We start from the raw sequence: 15,190 nt of genomic DNA, 5'->3' as shown, positions 1-15,190 counted from the left end.
TGGGGCGCGTCACATATGAGGCGAGTGACTGTCGGAGGCGTACGGCATGATGCGTGACGTGACCGGACGACTGATGCTCCTCGACACCGCCTCCCTGTACTTCCGCGCCTACTTCGGCGTCCCGGACTCGGTGAAGGCACCTGACGGCACGCCGGTGAACGCCGTGCGCGGGCTGCTCGACTTCATCGACCGCCTGGTCCGGGACCACCGGCCGGACCACCTCGTGGCCTGCATGGACGCCGACTGGCGGCCGCACTGGCGGGTGGAGCTGATCCCCTCCTACAAGGCGCACCGCGTCGCCGAGGAACACGCGACCGGCCCGGACGAGGAGGAGGTGCCCGACACACTGTCGCCGCAGGTGCCGGTCATCGAGGCGGTGCTGGACGCGGTGGGCATCGCGCGCGTGGGCGTCCCGGGGTACGAGGCCGACGACGTGATCGGCACGTTCACCGCACGGGCGAAGGGCCCGGTCGACATCGTCACGGGCGACCGCGACCTGTACCAGCTGGTGGACGACGCGCGCGGGGTGCGCGTGCTGTACCCGCTGAAGGGCGTGGGCACGTTGCAGCACACCGATGAGGCGGTGCTGCGTGAGAAGTATGGGGTCAACGGCAGCGGGTACGCGGATCTGGCCCTGCTGCGCGGCGACCCCAGCGACGGCCTGCCGGGTGTGCCGGGCATCGGCGAGAAGACGGCCGCCAAACTGCTGGCCGAGTTCGGGGACCTGGCCGGGATCCTGGCGGCGGTCGATGACCGGGGGGCGAAGCTGACGCCGACGCAGCGCAGGCGGCTGGACGAGGCGCGCCCGTACCTGGCGGTCGCGCCGAAGGTGGTCCGGGTCGCGCACGACGTACCGCTGCCGGACGTCACGACGGCGGTGCCGCGGACGCCGCGCGACCCGGCGGAGCTGGAGGCACTGGCGGCCCGCTGGGGACTGGGCGGGTCACTGGAGCGCCTGCTGACGACGCTCGCGGCGTGACCTGTGCGGGGGCCGGTGGCTCTCCTGAGGCCGGTGGCCCTCATCACTTCTCATCCGAGAGGTGTTAAGTGGGGGCGAGGTGCTAACTTAGGTAAGCCTAACTATGCGAATCAGGGAGGTCCTCATGGCAGAGCGACCGGGACGCCAGCCGCGCAAGCCGCACTCCGCTCAGGTCGTCCGCACCGAGCGGCTGACCCCGCACATGCAGCGCGTGGTGCTCGGTGGCGAGGGCCTCGCCGACTTCGCGGCGGGCTCCTGCACCGACCACTATGTGAAGCTGCTGTTCCCGCCGGAGGGCGTGACCTATCCGGAACCCTTCGACATGCAGCGCATCCGCGACGAGCTGCCGCGCGAGCAGTGGCCGGTGACCCGGACGTACACGGTGCGCCACTGGGACGCCGAACACCGGGAGCTGACCCTGGACTTCGTCATCCACGGCGACGAGGGCCTGGCCGGCCCGTGGGCGGCGCGCGTCCAGCCGGGCGAGACCGTGCGGTTCACGGGGCCCGGTGGGGCGTACGCGCCCGACCCGGACGCCGACTGGCATCTGCTCGTCGGCGACGAGAGCGCGTTGCCCGCGATCGCCCGCTCCCTGGAGGCACTGCCGCGCGGGGCCAGGGCGTATGCCTTCGTGGAGGTCTCCGGCCCCGAGGAGGAGCAGAAGATCGACTCGGACGTGGAGGTCGTCTGGCTGCACCGCGGTGACCGGCCGCTCGGCGAGGCGCTCGTCGAGGCCGTGCGGGGCCTTGCGTTCCCCGAGGGCCGGGTGCACGCCTTCGTCCACGGTGAGGCGCACTTCGTGAAGGAGCTGCGGCAGTTGCTCCGCGTCGAGCGGAGCGTCCCGCGCGAGGACCTGTCGATCTCCGGCTACTGGCGCCGCGGCCACAACGAGGACGGCTGGCAGGCCTCGAAGCGGGAGTGGAACGCGCGCATCGAGGCGGAGCAGGAGCGCACCCCCGCCGCCTGAGCGACGCGAGCACGTCACTCCGCCCCGGGCCCGCCGCGGTCAGTCTCCCCGCACGCGCGCGTGCAGATGCATGTCGTGCCAGCCGTCCGGATGCAGGATGGCGCTGCGCTTGGTGCCTTCGAGGGCGAAACCGCTCCGCGAGGCGACACGGCAGGAGGCCTCGTTGCGCACGGCGTGCAGCAGTTCGAGACGGTGGAAACCGATCTCGTCGAGCGCCCAGCGGGCGAGTGTGGTCGTGGCCCGGGCGGCGACGCCCCGGCCACGTGCCGCCGGGACGGTCCAGTACGCCACTTCCGCCATGCCGTCGTCGAGCCGTATCTCGCGCAGTGCCACCCGCCCCAGCAGCCGGTCGGAGTCCGCGTCTACGACGGCCCACTGCGCCTCCCGCCCCTCCTCCCACGCCTGATGCCAGTCGCGGACCCACCCGGCGACCTCCTCCTCGGAGTCGGCGGCCCGGGCGTGCCACTGGTGCATCACGGGGTCCTGGAAGACCTCGAACACCGCAGCGGCGTCCTCGCTCCGCCAGCGGCGCAGGTGGAGTCCGTCGCCGGTGGCCAGGATGGGCTGCGGGCGCCCGGTGAAGACCTTGGGTGTCAGGACCGGGCTGATGAGGAAGGGCATGCCCACATCCTGGCAAGGGGCCGGGGACGGCCCCAGTGGTTTTCCGCCGCTGCCCGCCCCCTCGTACGCTGGGGCGCGATGAGACGCCGGACCCGCATTCCGCCCGCTCCCCTGCCGCAGCGCCACGGGGTGGACCCGGTGCGCGTGCGACTGCCCGCCCAGGGGGCCTGGGCCACGGTGCGCGAGCACCTGGTGGAGCGGCTCTCCGGTGCCGGTGACGGGGCAGTCGACGGGATGTTCGACGCGGGGCAGATCGTCGGGGCGGACGGGCGGGTCGTAGCGGCGGACGCGCCGTACGTACCCGGGATGTTCGTGTGGTTCCACCGCGAGCTGCCCGACGAGGTGCCGGTGCCGTTCCCGCTGGAGATCGTGTACCGGGACGAGCACATCGTCGTCGTCGACAAACCCCACTTCCTCGCCACCACCCCGCGCGGCAGCCATGTCGCCGAGACCGCGCTGGCCCGGCTGCGCCGCGAGCTGGACCTCCCGACGCTCGGCGCCGCGCACCGCCTGGACCGGCTCACCGCCGGCCTGGTGCTGTTCACCGTGCGCCCCGAGGAGCGCGGCGCGTACCAGACGCTGTTCCGCGACCGGCGGGTGCGCAAGGAGTACGAGGCCGTCGCCCCGTACGATCCCGGCCTCGCCCTGCCCCGGACCGTGCGCAGCCGGATCGTGAAGGAACGCGGCGAGCTCACGGCCCGGGAGGCGGCGGGCGAGCCCAACGCCGTCAGCCGCGTCGAACTCGTCGGACACCGCCAGGACGGGGCCGGCGGACTCGCCCGGTATCGTCTCGTGCCCGGCACCGGGCAGACCCATCAGCTGCGCGTGCACATGACCGCGCTGGGCGTGCCGATCCTCGGTGACCCGCTCTACCCCGAGGTCACGGCTCCCGTGCCGGCCGGTGACTTCCGGCGCCCGCTCCAACTGCTTGCCCGGGCCCTGGAGTTCACCGACCCGGTCACGGGCGTGGAGCACCGGTTCCGCAGCGGCCGGGCGCTCGCGGCCTGGGCGTCGTACGACCGGTGGGCCGCCGGGACGTACGACGGCCCGTCGGGCGGTCAGTAACCCCGCCACCAGCTCAGGAAGCGCTGCCAGACGCCCCTGCGGCGGGCCGGTCCCTCCGCCGCCGGATGTGGGGGCTCAGGAACCGGCTGGGGTTGCGCCGGAGCCGGCTGAGGCTGCGGCTGTGCGGAGACCGGTGCCGGCTGGGGCTGCGACTGCGTGGTGCCGATCTGCCAGTCCGAGCGCTGTGCGGGGACCGGCTTGTGGTTCGGCGTCTGCGTCACGTCCTGCGGCGGCTTGGGCGCGAACTGCACCGGCAGTGCCACGAGGTGCCGGGAGGCGATGGACGCCGTCCAGCACAGCTCGTCCTCGTCGCAGTCGAGTTCGACGTCCGGCAGCCGCATCAGCAGCGCGTCGACACCGACGTCGGCGATGGAGCGGCCGATGTCCTGACCGGGGCACTCGTGCGGGCCGCCGCCGAAGGCGAGGTGGGACCGGTTGCCCTGCATGCTGGCCTTCAGGTCCGGCCGCACCCGCGGGTCGACGTTGGCCGGAAGCGGGGCGAAGAGCAGTCCGTCGCCCCGGCGGACACGCTGCCCGCCCAACTCGGTCTCCTGCTTGGCGAAGTAGGCGAAGACCGTGCTGAACGGCGGCTCGTTCCACAGCGACTGCTCCACCGCCTCCGGCACCGTCATCTGGCCGCCGTTGAGCTGGGCCCGGAAGCGCGGGTCGATCAGCACGGTGAGCAGCACGTTGGACAGCAGGTTGGCGGTGGCCTCGTAGGCGGCGAAGAGCACCAGGCGCAGGTGCTCCCTGACCTCGTCGTCGGTCAGCCGGGCCGGGTGGGTGATCAGGTAGCTGGCCAGGTCCTCCTCCGGCTGGGCTCGGCGCCGGGCGGTGAGCCGGCTCAGGGCGTCCATGACGTAGGAGTGGCTGGCGATCGCCGTCTCGGTGCCCTTGAGCGCGTCGCGGGCGGCCTCGACGAGACGGTCGTTGTACTCCTCGGGCATGCCGAGGATCTCGCACATCACCGCCATCGGCAGGTGCTCGGCGAACTGGCCGACGAGGTCGGCCTCGCCCTGCTCGCAGAACCGGTTGACGATGGCCTGCGTGCTGCGGTTGATGTAGCGGCGCAGGCTGCGGAAGTCGATGGTCGAGATGGCGCCCTGCACCGCGCCGCGCAGCCGCTTGTGCTCGTCGCCCTCGGCGTGCGAGGCGATGGGCTGCCAGGCGATGTGCGGCATCAGCGGGTGATCGGGCTTGACCAGGCCGTCCCTGAGCGGGGTCCAGATACGGCTGTCCCGGCAGAACTGCGTGGGCGAGCGCACCATGTGCAGGTTCTCGGCGTGGCCGAGCACGATCCAGATCGGTACGTCGTCGTGGAGCAGCACCGGCGCCACGGGGCCGTGCTCCTCCCGCAGTTGCTCGTACAGCGCTGCCAGGTCCTCCGACTCGTGCAGCCGGTGCAGTCCCCCGGGCCCGAGGCCGTGCGCGGGGCAGCCGGGGGGCGGGCCGGTCCGGGGGGCGTCCGTACCGGTCGGGGCATGGGATTCAGGCGTCACAGTGGTCGCTCCGAAACTGAGGTGAATCCAGGTGTAAGGGGGGAAGGTGGGGCGTGCGCGGACACGGGATCAGGTGAGCGAGCCCGTCATGGCGAGCGAGTGCAGGAAGCGCATGAGGGTCATCAGGACGTCACGACTGGAGGCCCGCCGCCGCGCGTCACACTCCATGATCGGGATGTCCGGGGAGAGGTCGAGCGCCGTGCGCAGCTCCTCGACGGGGTAACGGGGCGCGTCCGGGAAGGAGTTGATGGCGACCACGAACGGCACGCCGCGTTCCTCCAGGCGCCCCATGACGTCGAAGCTGACCTCCAGCCGGCGGGTGTCGACCAGGACCACCGCGCCGAGCGCACCCTCGAACAGGCCGTTCCACAGGAACCAGAAGCGCTGCTGTCCGGGTGTGCCGAAGAGGTACAGCACCAGCTCGTCGGTGATGCTGATCCGCCCGAAGTCCATCGCCACGGTGGTGGCCGTCTTGGACGCCGAACCGAAGTTGTCGTCGACACCGATGCCGGCCTGCGTCATGGTCTCCTCGGTGGTCAGCGGTGTGATCTCGCTGACCGAGCCGACCATGGTCGTCTTGCCGACGCCGAAGCCACCCACGATCACGATCTTGGCCGCGGCCTGTGCCGTGTGGGGCAGCTGGTCCTCGGCCCGGGGGCCCGGGATGGTGTCAGAGCCTTTGAAGTCCATTCATCACCGCTTCGAGGAGGGAACGGTCGGTGCGTGCCTGACGCACGATCGGGGCGCGCGCCTTCACCAGTTCCGCCGTCAGCAGCTCGGTGAGCAGCACGCCCATCGCGCTGAACGGCAGGTGGAGGTAGGCCGACAGCTCGGCCACGGACAGGGGGGCGGCGCAGAGCCGGAGCACCGCCGCCTGCTCGGGAGAGGCGGAGGGCGGCGGATCCGTGGCACGCGCCACGATTAACGTCACCAGGTCGAGCTCGGCCCGTTCACCGTCCGGGCCGGCCACCACGTACATCCGCTCCGGATTCTTGACCTTGCCATCGCCCTCCTGGGGCGTGGACGGTTCCGGGGCCGGGTCGCGCCTCTGGCGTTGCGGAGGAGTCATACGATCTGCCCGTTCCGCCGGGGCGGACTGGTGAGATGCCCGCCGATCCGGACGACCAGATCGCGCATCATCGCGCTCATCCGGCCGGGTTCGCACCGCACGTCGGAGAGCACCGCGAGGAAGGCGTTGGCTCCGGCGTTCATCAGGTAGAAGTAGCCTCGGTCGATCTCGATCATGACGAGCTTCATCTCGCCGTCGCCGACGCTGAGTTCCTGGCAGATGCTGCCCGCGAGCGACTGCAGTCCGGCGCAGGCCGCGGCGACCCGGTCGGCCGCGTCGGGCTCGCCGCCGTAGCGGGCGATGCGCAGACCGTCGGCCGAGAGCACCACGATCATCTCGATGCCCGGCACGCCGTCGGCGAGCTGCTTGAGCATCCAGTCGAAGTTGCCTCGCTGCTGGATCACTTGAGGTCCCCCTCGTCGTCGGCCTCGGTGGGGGCCGGGTCGTTGATCAGGTGCAGGTACTTGGTCGGGTTCCGCAGGAAGTCGGTGGGGTGGGTGCCGGGTTCGATGCCCTGCTTGAGTCCCTCCCAGAAGGCCTCCAGGCCCTTGCCGGGGGCGTCGGGGGCGTTCATGTCGAGCAGGGGCTTGGGCTCGGGCTCCGCCGCCGCCCAGGGGTTCTCCTCGCCCCGTGCGGCGGCCTCCCGGTCTTCCCGCTCATAGGCGGCCTGCTGGGCGATCCGCTCGGTGAGGGACGTCTTCACCCGGCTGCGGCGCTGCGGCAGGCCGTTCGACGTCCACTCGGTGACCTCGGGGACGTCGTCGTCCTCCAGCGAGACCGTTGCGGGGATGCGCGGGCTGGTGGGGCGGCGCTTCTTGGGCGTGCGCTTCGGCCCCTCGGGGATGCCGACCGTCATGGGGATGCCGGTGGCGCCGATGCCGTGGGCGAGTCCGACACCGGGCTCGTGGGTGATCATCCCGCTCGGCACGATGAGGATGGCGCGGACGCCGCCGTACGCGGAGGCGCGCAGCGAGACCTGCATGTTGTACGCCGTGCACAGGCGGCCCACGACTGCGAGGCCGAGGCGCGGGTGCTCGCCGATGTCCTGAAGGTCGACGCCCGCCTTGGCGGCCTCCAGCATGCCCTCGATCCGGGCGCGTGCCTCCTCGTTGAGGTTGACACCGCCGTCCTCGATCTCGATGCAGACGCCGGTCTGCACCTCGGTGGCGGTGACGTGCACCTTCGTCTGCGGCGGCGAGTAGCGCGTGGCGTTGTCGAGGAGCTCGGCGGCGGCGTGGATGACCGGCTCGACGTAGATGCCCTTGACGCTGACCTTGGCGATGGAGGACAGCTGGATGCGCCGGTACTCCAGGATGCGGGACATGGCGCCGCGCAGCGTGCTGTACAGGGACACCGGCTCGGGCCACTGCCGTCCGGGGCGGCCGCCGCCGAGGACGGAGACGGAGTCGGCGAGGCGGCCGATCAGGGCGTTGCCGTGGTCGATGCGCAGCAGGTCGTCGAAGACCTCGGGGTTGCGGCCGTGGTCCTCCTCCATCTCCCGGAGTTCCTCGGCCTGTTGGTGGATGATCGCCTGGACGCGGCGGGCGACACTGACGAAGGAGCGCGCGGCGGCGTCACGCATGGTCACTTCGCGGTCGACGATCTTGAGCACCGTCAGCAGGGTCTCGGCCTGCGGGGCGGGGAGGTCGCGGTACTCGGGGTTGGCCAGGCCGAGCTTGCGGATCACCTCCCTGGGGGATTCTCCGGTGCTCAGCAGCTGGAGCGCCGCGGGAATGATCTCCCTCGAGAAGCGGACCAACTCGTGCTCGTGGGCGGCGATCCGCTGTTCCAGATGCGCGCTGTGACGGGCGTGCTCGCCCCGCTGCTTCCGCAGGACACGGCCGCGGCGCACCGCCTCGGCCGCTGTCGCGATCACCAGCACGGTGGCGATGCCACCGCACCAGCCGACGGCGAGCCGGGCCGGCGCCGTCACCAGGGCGACAGCGGCTCCGGTCGCCACGGCCATAGCTATGGCCGGCAGCAGCAGCACGCGCGCGTAGGGAAGTTCACCGCGACCGGGAGGGGATTGAACACTCACCATGTGGGCCTTCTGAAAGGAGTCGGCTGGGGTTCGGCAGGACTTGCAAAGGGGTATGTCATGAAGCTGTAGGACTCTTCCGCACATTGGGGAACAAGCGCACGAATTCATCTCAAGCCGGTGCGCTGCGGGCGAGCTTAGTCCGACCGGATCATCGCCATGTCATATTCAGCAACTGCCGGAAACCGGTCGCGAAGGGATAGTACGCTCAGACTTTTACACGCTGCGCCATCATTCGAATGCGATGCGTAACGACGAACGGACATGCGAAAGTCCCTCACCCCGACGGGTGAGGGACTTCAGAACAACGCCCTCAAGGGGTGCGGGCCGTGTCGATTTGCGGCTCCGCCGCGTGGGCGCGAGCAACCACTGACAACCGGCACTCGCGCAGCAAGCTCACCCCACCGACGAGTAGGCGACGACTCCCCGCAGCAACAGATCAACGGCCTTACGGGCGTTCTTCACCACCGAAGACCCTTGCGGCGCCGCCGCCGCGATCTGCCCCAGCACATCGATGACCTGCTTGCACCACCGCACGAAGTCCCCCGCAGGCATCTCCGCCTCGCGCAGCACCTCGTCGAGCCCCTTCCCGGAGGCCCACATGTACGCGGGCCAGGCGAACCCCAGGTCCGGCTCACGCTGCCCGACACCCTCGGTCTGGGAGATCCGGAACTCCTCCTCCAGGGCGTCCAGCCGCCCCCAGATCCGCACCATCTCGCCCAGCGCGGCCTTGGCCTTCCCCGACGGCAGCTTCGGCGCCAGCGCGTCGTCCCCGACCCGCGCCTCGTACACCAACGCCGAGACGCACCCGGCCAGTTCAGCAGGGCCGAGCCCCTCCCAGACGCCCTCGCGCAGGCACTCGCTGGCGAGCAGGTCCAGCTCGCCGTACAGCCGCGCGAGCCGCTTGCCGTGCTCGGTGACCTCGTCGCCGCGCAGGTAGTCCATCTCGGCCAGCAGGGCCACGATCCGGTCGAACGTCCGCGCGATCGTGTTCGTACGCCCCTCGATGCGCCGCTCCAGCTGCGAGGTGTCCCGCAGCAGCCGGTGGTAGCGCTCGGCCCAACGGGCGTGGTCCTCACGGTCGTTGCACCCGTGGCAGGGGTGCGCGCGCAGCGCCGTCCGCAGCCGGGCGATCTCGCGGTCGTCGGCCGCCTGGGAGCGCCGCTTGCGGTGCCGGTCGGCCGGGATGTGCCCGGCCTTGGTGCGCAGTGCGGACGCGAGGTCCCGACGGGACTGCGGGGAACGGGGGTTGAAGGACTTCGGGATCCGCATCCGCTCCAGCGCCTCGACCGGCACCGGGAAGTCGATGGCCGCCAGCCGCTTCACCTGCCGCTCGGCGGTCAGCACCAGCGGGCGCGGCCCGTCGTGGTGTTCGAAACCGCGGTGACCGTTCGAACGGCCCGCGGGCAGGCCCGGGTCCAGCACCAGCGCCAGGCCCGCGTACTTGCCGGTGGGCACATGGATGACGTCACCGGGCTTCAGCTTCTCCAGCGCGACGGCGGCCTCCGCACGCCGCTGTGCCGCACCCTGCCGGGCCAGCTCGTTCTCCCGGTCCTTCAGTTCGCGGCGCAGCCGCGCGTACTCCTCGAAGTCGCCGAGGTGGCAGGTCATGGAGGCCTTGTAGCCCTCCAGGCCTTCCTCGTTGCGCTGCACCTGCCGGGAGATGCCGACGACTGACTTGTCCGCCTGGAACTGCGCGAAGGATGTCTCCAGCAGCTCGCGCGAGCGGTGCCGCCCGAACTGCTCGACCAGGTTGACCGCCATGTTGTACGACGGCTTGAAGCTGGACCGCAGCGGATACGTGCGCGTGCCGGCCAGGCCCGCGAGGTGCTCGGGGTTCATGCCGCGCTGCCAGAGCACGACGGCGTGGCCCTCGACGTCGATGCCGCGCCGCCCGGCCCGGCCGGTCAGCTGCGTGAACTCGCCCGGGGTGATGTCCGCGTGCTGCTCGCCGTTCCACTTGACGAGCTTCTCCAGCACCACCGAACGGGCGGGCATGTTGATGCCGAGGGCGAGGGTCTCGGTCGCGAACACGGCCTTGACCAGGCCGCGCACGAACAGCTCTTCGACGACCTCCTTGAAGGTCGGGAGCATGCCCGCGTGGTGGGCGGCGATGCCGCGCTCCAGGCCCTCCAGCCACTCGTAGTAGCCGAGGACGTGCAGGTCCTCGTGCGGGATGGAGGCCGTGCGCTCCTCGACGAGCGCGCGCACCCGGTGGCGGGCCTCCTCGTCGTTGAGCCTGAGGCCCGCGTACAGGCACTGCTGGACGGCGGCCTCGCAGGCGGCGCGGCTGAAGATGAAGGTGATGGCGGGCAGCAGCCCCTCGGCGTCGAGCCGCTCGATGACCTCGGGCCGGCTCGGCGTCCACACCCGGGAGCGCTGCCTGCGCTCACGCTCGCGGTCGGCCTCGCGCAGCCGGCCGCGCCGACGGTCCTGGTACGACGGCCGGGTCGCCTCCATCCGCGCCATGCGCGTGAGGTCGGGGTTGACGGCCTTCTTGTGGCCCTCGCCCTCTTCGAACAGGTCGTACATCCGCCGCCCGGCCAGCACGTGCTGGAACAGCGGCACGGGCCGGTGCTCGGAGACGATCACCTCGGTGTCGCCGCGGACCGTGTCGAGCCAGTCGCCGAACTCCTCGGCGTTCGACACGGTCGCCGAGAGCGAGACGAGCGTGACCGACTCGGGGAGGTGGATGATCACCTCTTCCCAGACGGCGCCCCGGAAGCGGTCGGAGAGGTAGTGCACCTCGTCCATGACCACGTAGCCGAGGCCCAGGAGGGTCTGCGAACCGGCGTACAGCATGTTCCGCAACACCTCGGTGGTCATCACGACCACCGGGGCGTCGGAATTGACGCTGTTGTCACCGGTGAGCAGGCCCACCTTGTCCGTGCCGTAGCGGCGGCACAGGTCGGCGTACTTCTGGTTCGACAGCGCCTTGATGGGCGTCGTGTAGAAGCACTTCTTGCCCTGCTGGAGGGCGAGGTGGACGGCGAACTCGCCGACGATCGTCTTGCCGGAGCCGGTGGGCGCGGCGACCAGCACGCCCTTCCCCGCCTCGAGCGCCTGGCAGGCCTCGATCTGGAAGGGGTCGAGGCCGAAGTCGTACATCTCGCGGAAGGAGGCGAGCGCGGTGGCCTGCTCGGCAGCGCGCTTACGGGCTGCCGCGTACCGCTCGGCCGGTGAGAGATCCTCTGTCATCGTGCTTTCGAGCGTACCGGGCCGCACTGACAACAGGACGATCATTATCCGGATCACTGGGCAGCGGCCAGCCACACAGAACTGACCAGCAAGCGCTTACCGCTGGTGAGGTTCGTCGGCACCGCGCCGGCTGCGGCCGCCGCTGATGCCGTACACCGGGGAAGCACCACCTGTTACAACTGGTCCTGGGGGAAACAGCAAGGGGCTGCAGCGGACGACGGAGAGCGGCGCCATCGCCTGCGTGTGGGTGGCTGGCAAGGACACAAGTACGCTTCGAAGCCGAGGTCCAGCACGTTCCACGACGTGAACAGGTGCCCGCCGGGAACGGGTGACCGACCCGAGCGCAGGTATGGGAAAGGTGCCCCCACCCGCACTGGGTGGGGGCACCTCCTCTTTATCGCTTCGTCTTGATCAGGTCATGAAGGCTTCGATGTCTATGTGACGTCGTCGTACCCGTTCACACGGTCTCGGGTCGTGTCCGCCTGCTGCGGCAGGGCGAGGCCGGTGGTTACGGCTTCGACCTCACCGATGTCCTCCGGGGTGAGATCAAGCTCCGAGGCCTCGTCGTCCGCCGGCTTCGCCGCCTCGCGACGGGCACGCCGCCTGTCGTTCGCGAGGGCGATCGCGCTCGCTGCGAAGTACATGACCCAGATGGGGCCCGCCAGGGCAAGCATGGAGATCGGGTCAGTGCTGGGAGTGGCGATCGCGGCGAACAGAGTAATGCCCATGATCATGCCGCGCCACCAGCCGGCCATCCTCTTGCCGGAGAGGACACCGCCGAAGTTCAGCATGACCAGCAGCAACGGCAGCTCGAAGGAGAGTCCGAAGACGATGATCATCCGCATGACCAGCTGCAGGAGATCATCCAGGGGAAGCTGGTTGTCGCTGCCGATGATCGAGAACTCGAGCATCACAGACGCCATCTTGGGCAGCGACCAGTAGGCGAAGAACCCGCCCATGAGGAACAGCGGGAACCCCGCGGCCACGAAGGCGAGTGAGTACTTCTTCTCATGCCGGTGCAGGCCCGGCGCCACGAAGGCCCACAACTGGTACAGCCACACCGGAGCCGCAAGGGCCACACCCGAGGACAGCGAGACCGTGAGAGCGAGGGTGAACGGGCTCAGCAGACCGTTCTGGACGATCCGCGCACACTGGGTTTCCTCGGTGCCCTTCGCCAATTCGGCGAAGCTGTACTGGCATCCCACCGCATCAAGGATGGGATCAGTGAAGAACTGGATGATGTCCTTGTAGAAGAAAGCGGCGACGATTGTCGTGACAACGATCGCCAGCAGGCTTTTCACGAGCCGGTTGCGGAGCTCGCGAAGGTGCTCCGCGAGGGGCATCCGCCCCTCGGGATCCGTCTCCTTCTTGCGGGCAGACTTCAGCAACCCACGTTCCCATCTCGTGCGGCGGGCCGGAGGTCACCGGCCCTGCGTCAGCGCTTGGTCGTGTCCGTCGGCTCGTTGACCGGGCGCGAGCTGGTCACGTCACCGGGCGCTGCCTGGATGGTGCGCTGCGAGGGCTGCTCGTCGTTGTTCGGCGGGCCGGCCGGGGTCGTGGAGGACTTGTTCTCGTCCTTCATCGCCTTCGCCTCGCTCTTGAGGATGCGGGCGGACTTGCCGAGCGACCGAGCCATGTCCGGAAGCTTCTTCGCGCCGAACAGCAGGATGATGACGACGAGGATGAGAATGATCTCGGGGGCTCCGAGCCTTCCGAACATAAGTCTTTACCTTCTCACCGAGGCGGCTGTGGTGGGGTGCTGTCCGACCGGTCGGACATGTGTCCGAACGATCGTGCTGACAGCGATCGTAACGCTCGGGGGTAAACCTGAGGCAATCCCTCTGCATCCCCCGTGCGTACTCCCGTCCGCGGCCAGTGCCTCGTTAACCGGACCGCGACCAGCAGCGTACCTGTCCGAACCGCCGAGGTGACAGGGCGAAGTGCCCCGAAGCCCGACTAACAGCCGCCCGCCGGACAGCTCACAGGGCGTCCACCGACCGGGCCGCGCTCTCGGCCGCCCGCTCCAGGTCCTCCGCGGCACGGTTGATACGGCGCGCCGAGTCCGTGACCTGGCTGCCCAGGCGCTGTGCCTCGACGAAGACCCGCACGGCGAGCACCCCGAGCACGGCGAGACCCACGAATCCCACGGCAATCGCGAACATCGGCCAGAACATGACGCCGAGCCTAGACCCTCCCGGAACATCGAACGGCCAGACCCCTACAAGGTCGAATGCAGCCGCAGGGTCCGCACCCCGCCGCCGGTGAGCAGCTCCACGATCCGCTCCCCCGCGGGCTTACGGACGGACGCACCACACTCCGGGCAGGTGAAGGAGTAGAAGGTGGTGCGGCTCGTGGCGCCGATGGCGAGGCGCAGGGCGCCTGCGGTGAGTTCGAAGCGCCCCCGGCAGTCCGGGCAGCCCGCCCGGAACACCACCGGAGTCACGCTTGTCATCCCGGCGAACGCGGACTCCACCGTCATGCCCATCGCACCGGACGTCACCGACTCGCTCACAGCCCTGGCTCCTCTTTCTCGGGTCGTTCGCCTTCAGGGCACCCGGGTGGCGCCGGTGCGGGCCGGCTCGTCACCGGCGTCGACCAGGTCCGCGCGCCGCCGGCACGGCGGTGCCGGAGGACGGCCCTGGCAGCCGGCCGTCGGCGCCCTGGGCACCCGCGGGTCACGCTCGCCTGCCGTCCGGCCCGCCCGCCACCACGTGCGGCCCGCGCACCTCGGCCGCCTCCACCCCGTCGGCCGCAGCCAGCGCCTCGATCCCGTCGTACGCCGCCAGCGCCTCGCGGGCAGCCTGCCGGGCGCTGTCAGCCAGCTCGGGCGGCGACACGATCCGGCCGTCGCGCCCGAGCCGCAGCGCAAGGCGCCGCAGCGACGCCGGCTCGGGGGTCCGCAAAGTGATACGCAGCCCGCCGTCCGGGAGCTCATCCGCACTGTCGTGCGGGTAGTACTCGGCGACCCAGCGGCCGCCGGGCCCGACCTCTACCACGACCTCCGGATCCTCGGCCGCGGGCTGCACCAGCGCCTCGGACAAGTCCCGCAGCTCGATCTCCGGCGGTGCCGACGGCTCGTCGAGGATCTTGATCTCGGCGACCCGGTCCAGCCGGAAGGTGCGCCGCGCCTCCGAGCGACGGCACCAGGCCTCGACATACGTGTGCCCGACGCTGACCAGGCGGATCGGGTCGATCTCCCGCTCGGTGACCTCGTCGCGCGCGGGCGAGTAGTAGCGGATCCACAGCCGGCGGCGCTCGGCGATCGCCCGGTCGACGTCCGCGAACACGCCGCCCTCGGACTCGAAGGTCACCGACAGCCGCGAGCTGGCGCCCGCGGCCTCTCCGGCCGCGGTCTCCACCTTGGCCGTGGCCCGCAGCAGCGCCTGCCGGTCGCTCTCGCGCAGTCCGGGCAGCGTGGCCACGGCCCGGGCGGCGACGAGCAGGGCGGTGGCCTCGTCGGCGGCGAGCCTGAGCGGCTCGGCCGCCTCTGCCGCCAGGGCGGCCGGGTTGTGCCACCAGATGCGCTCGCCGTCGGTGTCGATGTCGAGCAGGTCGCCGCCGCGGAAGCTGGTGCCGCACATGGGCAGCACGTCGAGGTCGGAGACCAGCTCGTCCTCGGTGATGCCGAAGGCGCGCGCGACGTCCTCGACCCGGGCCCCGGGGCGCTCCCTCAGATACGTCACCAGGGAGAGCATCCGTCTGGTCTGGTCGATGGCGTTCACGGGCCTGACCGGTTTACCTGCCACTGTCTCGT

At 70.5% G+C, this 15,190-nt stretch carries 15 protein-coding genes; 3 read left to right on the top strand and 12 right to left on the bottom strand.

Features of this window, described 5'->3' with window-relative positions; translation table 11 throughout:
* The first annotated feature begins 49 nt into the window (after window positions 1-49).
* Window positions 50-979 (top strand): 5'-3' exonuclease, encoded by a 930-nt coding sequence (locus AOQ53_RS20885; RefSeq protein ID WP_236711741.1) that lies wholly within the window; start codon window positions 50-52, stop codon window positions 977-979.
* A gap of 124 nt (window positions 980-1,103) precedes the next feature.
* The gene (locus AOQ53_RS20880) at window positions 1,104-1,946 is read left to right on the top strand and encodes a siderophore-interacting protein (RefSeq protein ID WP_059419456.1); all 843 of its coding nucleotides are present in this window, start codon (window positions 1,104-1,106) and stop codon (window positions 1,944-1,946) included.
* A gap of 39 nt (window positions 1,947-1,985) precedes the next feature.
* Here AOQ53_RS20880 and AOQ53_RS20875 read toward each other — a convergent pair whose 3' ends face one another.
* The gene (locus AOQ53_RS20875; RefSeq protein ID WP_059419455.1) at window positions 1,986-2,567 is read right to left on the bottom strand and encodes a GNAT family N-acetyltransferase; all 582 of its coding nucleotides are present in this window, start codon (window positions 2,565-2,567) and stop codon (window positions 1,986-1,988) included.
* A 78-nt stretch (window positions 2,568-2,645) separates the two neighbouring features.
* Here AOQ53_RS20875 and AOQ53_RS20870 point away from each other — a divergent pair, with 78 nt between their 5' ends.
* Window positions 2,646-3,632, top strand: coding sequence for an RluA family pseudouridine synthase (locus AOQ53_RS20870; protein WP_059419452.1), 987 nt, complete (start codon window positions 2,646-2,648; stop codon window positions 3,630-3,632).
* Here the strand turns inward: AOQ53_RS20870 and AOQ53_RS20865 are convergent.
* The 11 genes from AOQ53_RS20865 to AOQ53_RS20815 all read right to left on the bottom strand — a co-directional run bounded on the left by AOQ53_RS20865 (window position 3,626) and on the right by AOQ53_RS20815 (window position 15,182).
* Entirely contained in the window at window positions 3,626-5,131 is a 1,506-nt protein-coding gene (locus AOQ53_RS20865; protein ID WP_059419450.1) for a cytochrome P450, read from the bottom strand. The two genes, AOQ53_RS20870 and AOQ53_RS20865, sit on opposite strands and share 7 nt — an antisense overlap.
* Before the next feature lie 69 nt (window positions 5,132-5,200).
* On the bottom strand, window positions 5,201-5,821 hold the full coding sequence (locus AOQ53_RS20860) for a GTP-binding protein (protein ID WP_059419448.1): 621 nt from the start codon (window positions 5,819-5,821) through the stop codon (window positions 5,201-5,203).
* Window positions 5,802-6,200 carry a DUF742 domain-containing protein gene (locus tag AOQ53_RS20855; RefSeq protein WP_059419446.1) on the bottom strand — a complete coding sequence of 133 codons (399 nt, stop codon included), beginning with the start codon at window positions 6,198-6,200 and terminating at the stop codon, window positions 5,802-5,804. The genes AOQ53_RS20860 and AOQ53_RS20855 overlap by 20 nt, the downstream gene beginning before the upstream one ends.
* Entirely contained in the window at window positions 6,197-6,604 is a 408-nt protein-coding gene (locus AOQ53_RS20850) for a roadblock/LC7 domain-containing protein (protein ID WP_059419444.1), read from the bottom strand. The genes AOQ53_RS20855 and AOQ53_RS20850 overlap by 4 nt, the downstream gene beginning before the upstream one ends.
* Window positions 6,601-8,241: a sensor histidine kinase gene (locus AOQ53_RS20845; protein ID WP_078945416.1), complete on the bottom strand. Its 1,641-nt coding sequence runs from the start codon at window positions 8,239-8,241 to the stop codon at window positions 6,601-6,603. The genes AOQ53_RS20850 and AOQ53_RS20845 overlap by 4 nt, the downstream gene beginning before the upstream one ends.
* Window positions 8,242-8,634: 393 nt before the next feature.
* Window positions 8,635-11,481 carry a DEAD/DEAH box helicase gene (locus tag AOQ53_RS20840; RefSeq protein WP_059419441.1) on the bottom strand — a complete coding sequence of 949 codons (2,847 nt, stop codon included), beginning with the start codon at window positions 11,479-11,481 and terminating at the stop codon, window positions 8,635-8,637.
* A 389-nt stretch (window positions 11,482-11,870) separates the two neighbouring features.
* Window positions 11,871-12,824, bottom strand: a complete 954-nt coding sequence (tatC, locus tag AOQ53_RS20835) for a twin-arginine translocase subunit TatC (protein WP_059419440.1) — start codon at window positions 12,822-12,824, stop codon at window positions 11,871-11,873.
* Window positions 12,825-12,871: 47 nt separating this feature from the next.
* Complete coding sequence (gene tatA, locus AOQ53_RS20830) at window positions 12,872-13,156, bottom strand: Sec-independent protein translocase subunit TatA (protein WP_059419437.1); 285 nt, start codon at window positions 13,154-13,156, stop codon at window positions 12,872-12,874.
* A gap of 259 nt (window positions 13,157-13,415) precedes the next feature.
* On the bottom strand, window positions 13,416-13,610 hold the full coding sequence (locus tag AOQ53_RS20825; RefSeq protein WP_059419435.1) for a hypothetical protein: 195 nt from the start codon (window positions 13,608-13,610) through the stop codon (window positions 13,416-13,418).
* Window positions 13,611-13,654: 44 nt separating this feature from the next.
* Window positions 13,655-13,948: a CpXC domain-containing protein gene (locus AOQ53_RS20820; RefSeq protein WP_059419433.1), complete on the bottom strand. Its 294-nt coding sequence runs from the start codon at window positions 13,946-13,948 to the stop codon at window positions 13,655-13,657.
* Between the two features lie 163 nt (window positions 13,949-14,111).
* Window positions 14,112-15,182 (bottom strand): helix-turn-helix transcriptional regulator, encoded by a 1,071-nt coding sequence (locus tag AOQ53_RS20815; RefSeq protein WP_078945415.1) that lies wholly within the window; start codon window positions 15,180-15,182, stop codon window positions 14,112-14,114.
* Window positions 15,183-15,190: the final 8 nt, after the last annotated feature.

This window comes from Streptomyces azureus (assembly GCF_001270025.1).
Taxonomy (GTDB): Bacteria; Actinomycetota; Actinomycetes; order Streptomycetales; family Streptomycetaceae; genus Streptomyces; species Streptomyces azureus.
This window is presented reverse-complemented; position numbering and strand designations above follow the sequence as displayed.

Excerpts from the sequence above, each read along its gene's own strand:
- AOQ53_RS20885 (WP_236711741.1), top strand. The coding sequence starts at position 50 with ATGCGTGACGTGACCGGACGACTGATGCTCCTCGACACCGCCTCCCTG.
- AOQ53_RS20880 (WP_059419456.1), top strand. The coding sequence starts at position 1,104 with ATGGCAGAGCGACCGGGACGCCAGCCGCGCAAGCCGCACTCCGCTCAG.
- AOQ53_RS20875 (WP_059419455.1), bottom strand. The coding sequence starts at position 2,567 with ATGCCCTTCCTCATCAGCCCGGTCCTGACACCCAAGGTCTTCACCGGG.
- AOQ53_RS20870 (WP_059419452.1), top strand. The coding sequence starts at position 2,646 with ATGAGACGCCGGACCCGCATTCCGCCCGCTCCCCTGCCGCAGCGCCAC.
- AOQ53_RS20860 (WP_059419448.1), bottom strand. The coding sequence starts at position 5,821 with ATGGACTTCAAAGGCTCTGACACCATCCCGGGCCCCCGGGCCGAGGAC.
- AOQ53_RS20855 (WP_059419446.1), bottom strand. The coding sequence starts at position 6,200 with ATGACTCCTCCGCAACGCCAGAGGCGCGACCCGGCCCCGGAACCGTCC.
- AOQ53_RS20845 (WP_078945416.1), bottom strand. The coding sequence starts at position 8,241 with ATGGTGAGTGTTCAATCCCCTCCCGGTCGCGGTGAACTTCCCTACGCG.
- AOQ53_RS20840 (WP_059419441.1), bottom strand. The coding sequence starts at position 11,481 with ATGATCGTCCTGTTGTCAGTGCGGCCCGGTACGCTCGAAAGCACGATG.
- tatA (WP_059419437.1), bottom strand. The coding sequence starts at position 13,156 with ATGTTCGGAAGGCTCGGAGCCCCCGAGATCATTCTCATCCTCGTCGTC.
- AOQ53_RS20825 (WP_059419435.1), bottom strand. The coding sequence starts at position 13,610 with ATGTTCTGGCCGATGTTCGCGATTGCCGTGGGATTCGTGGGTCTCGCC.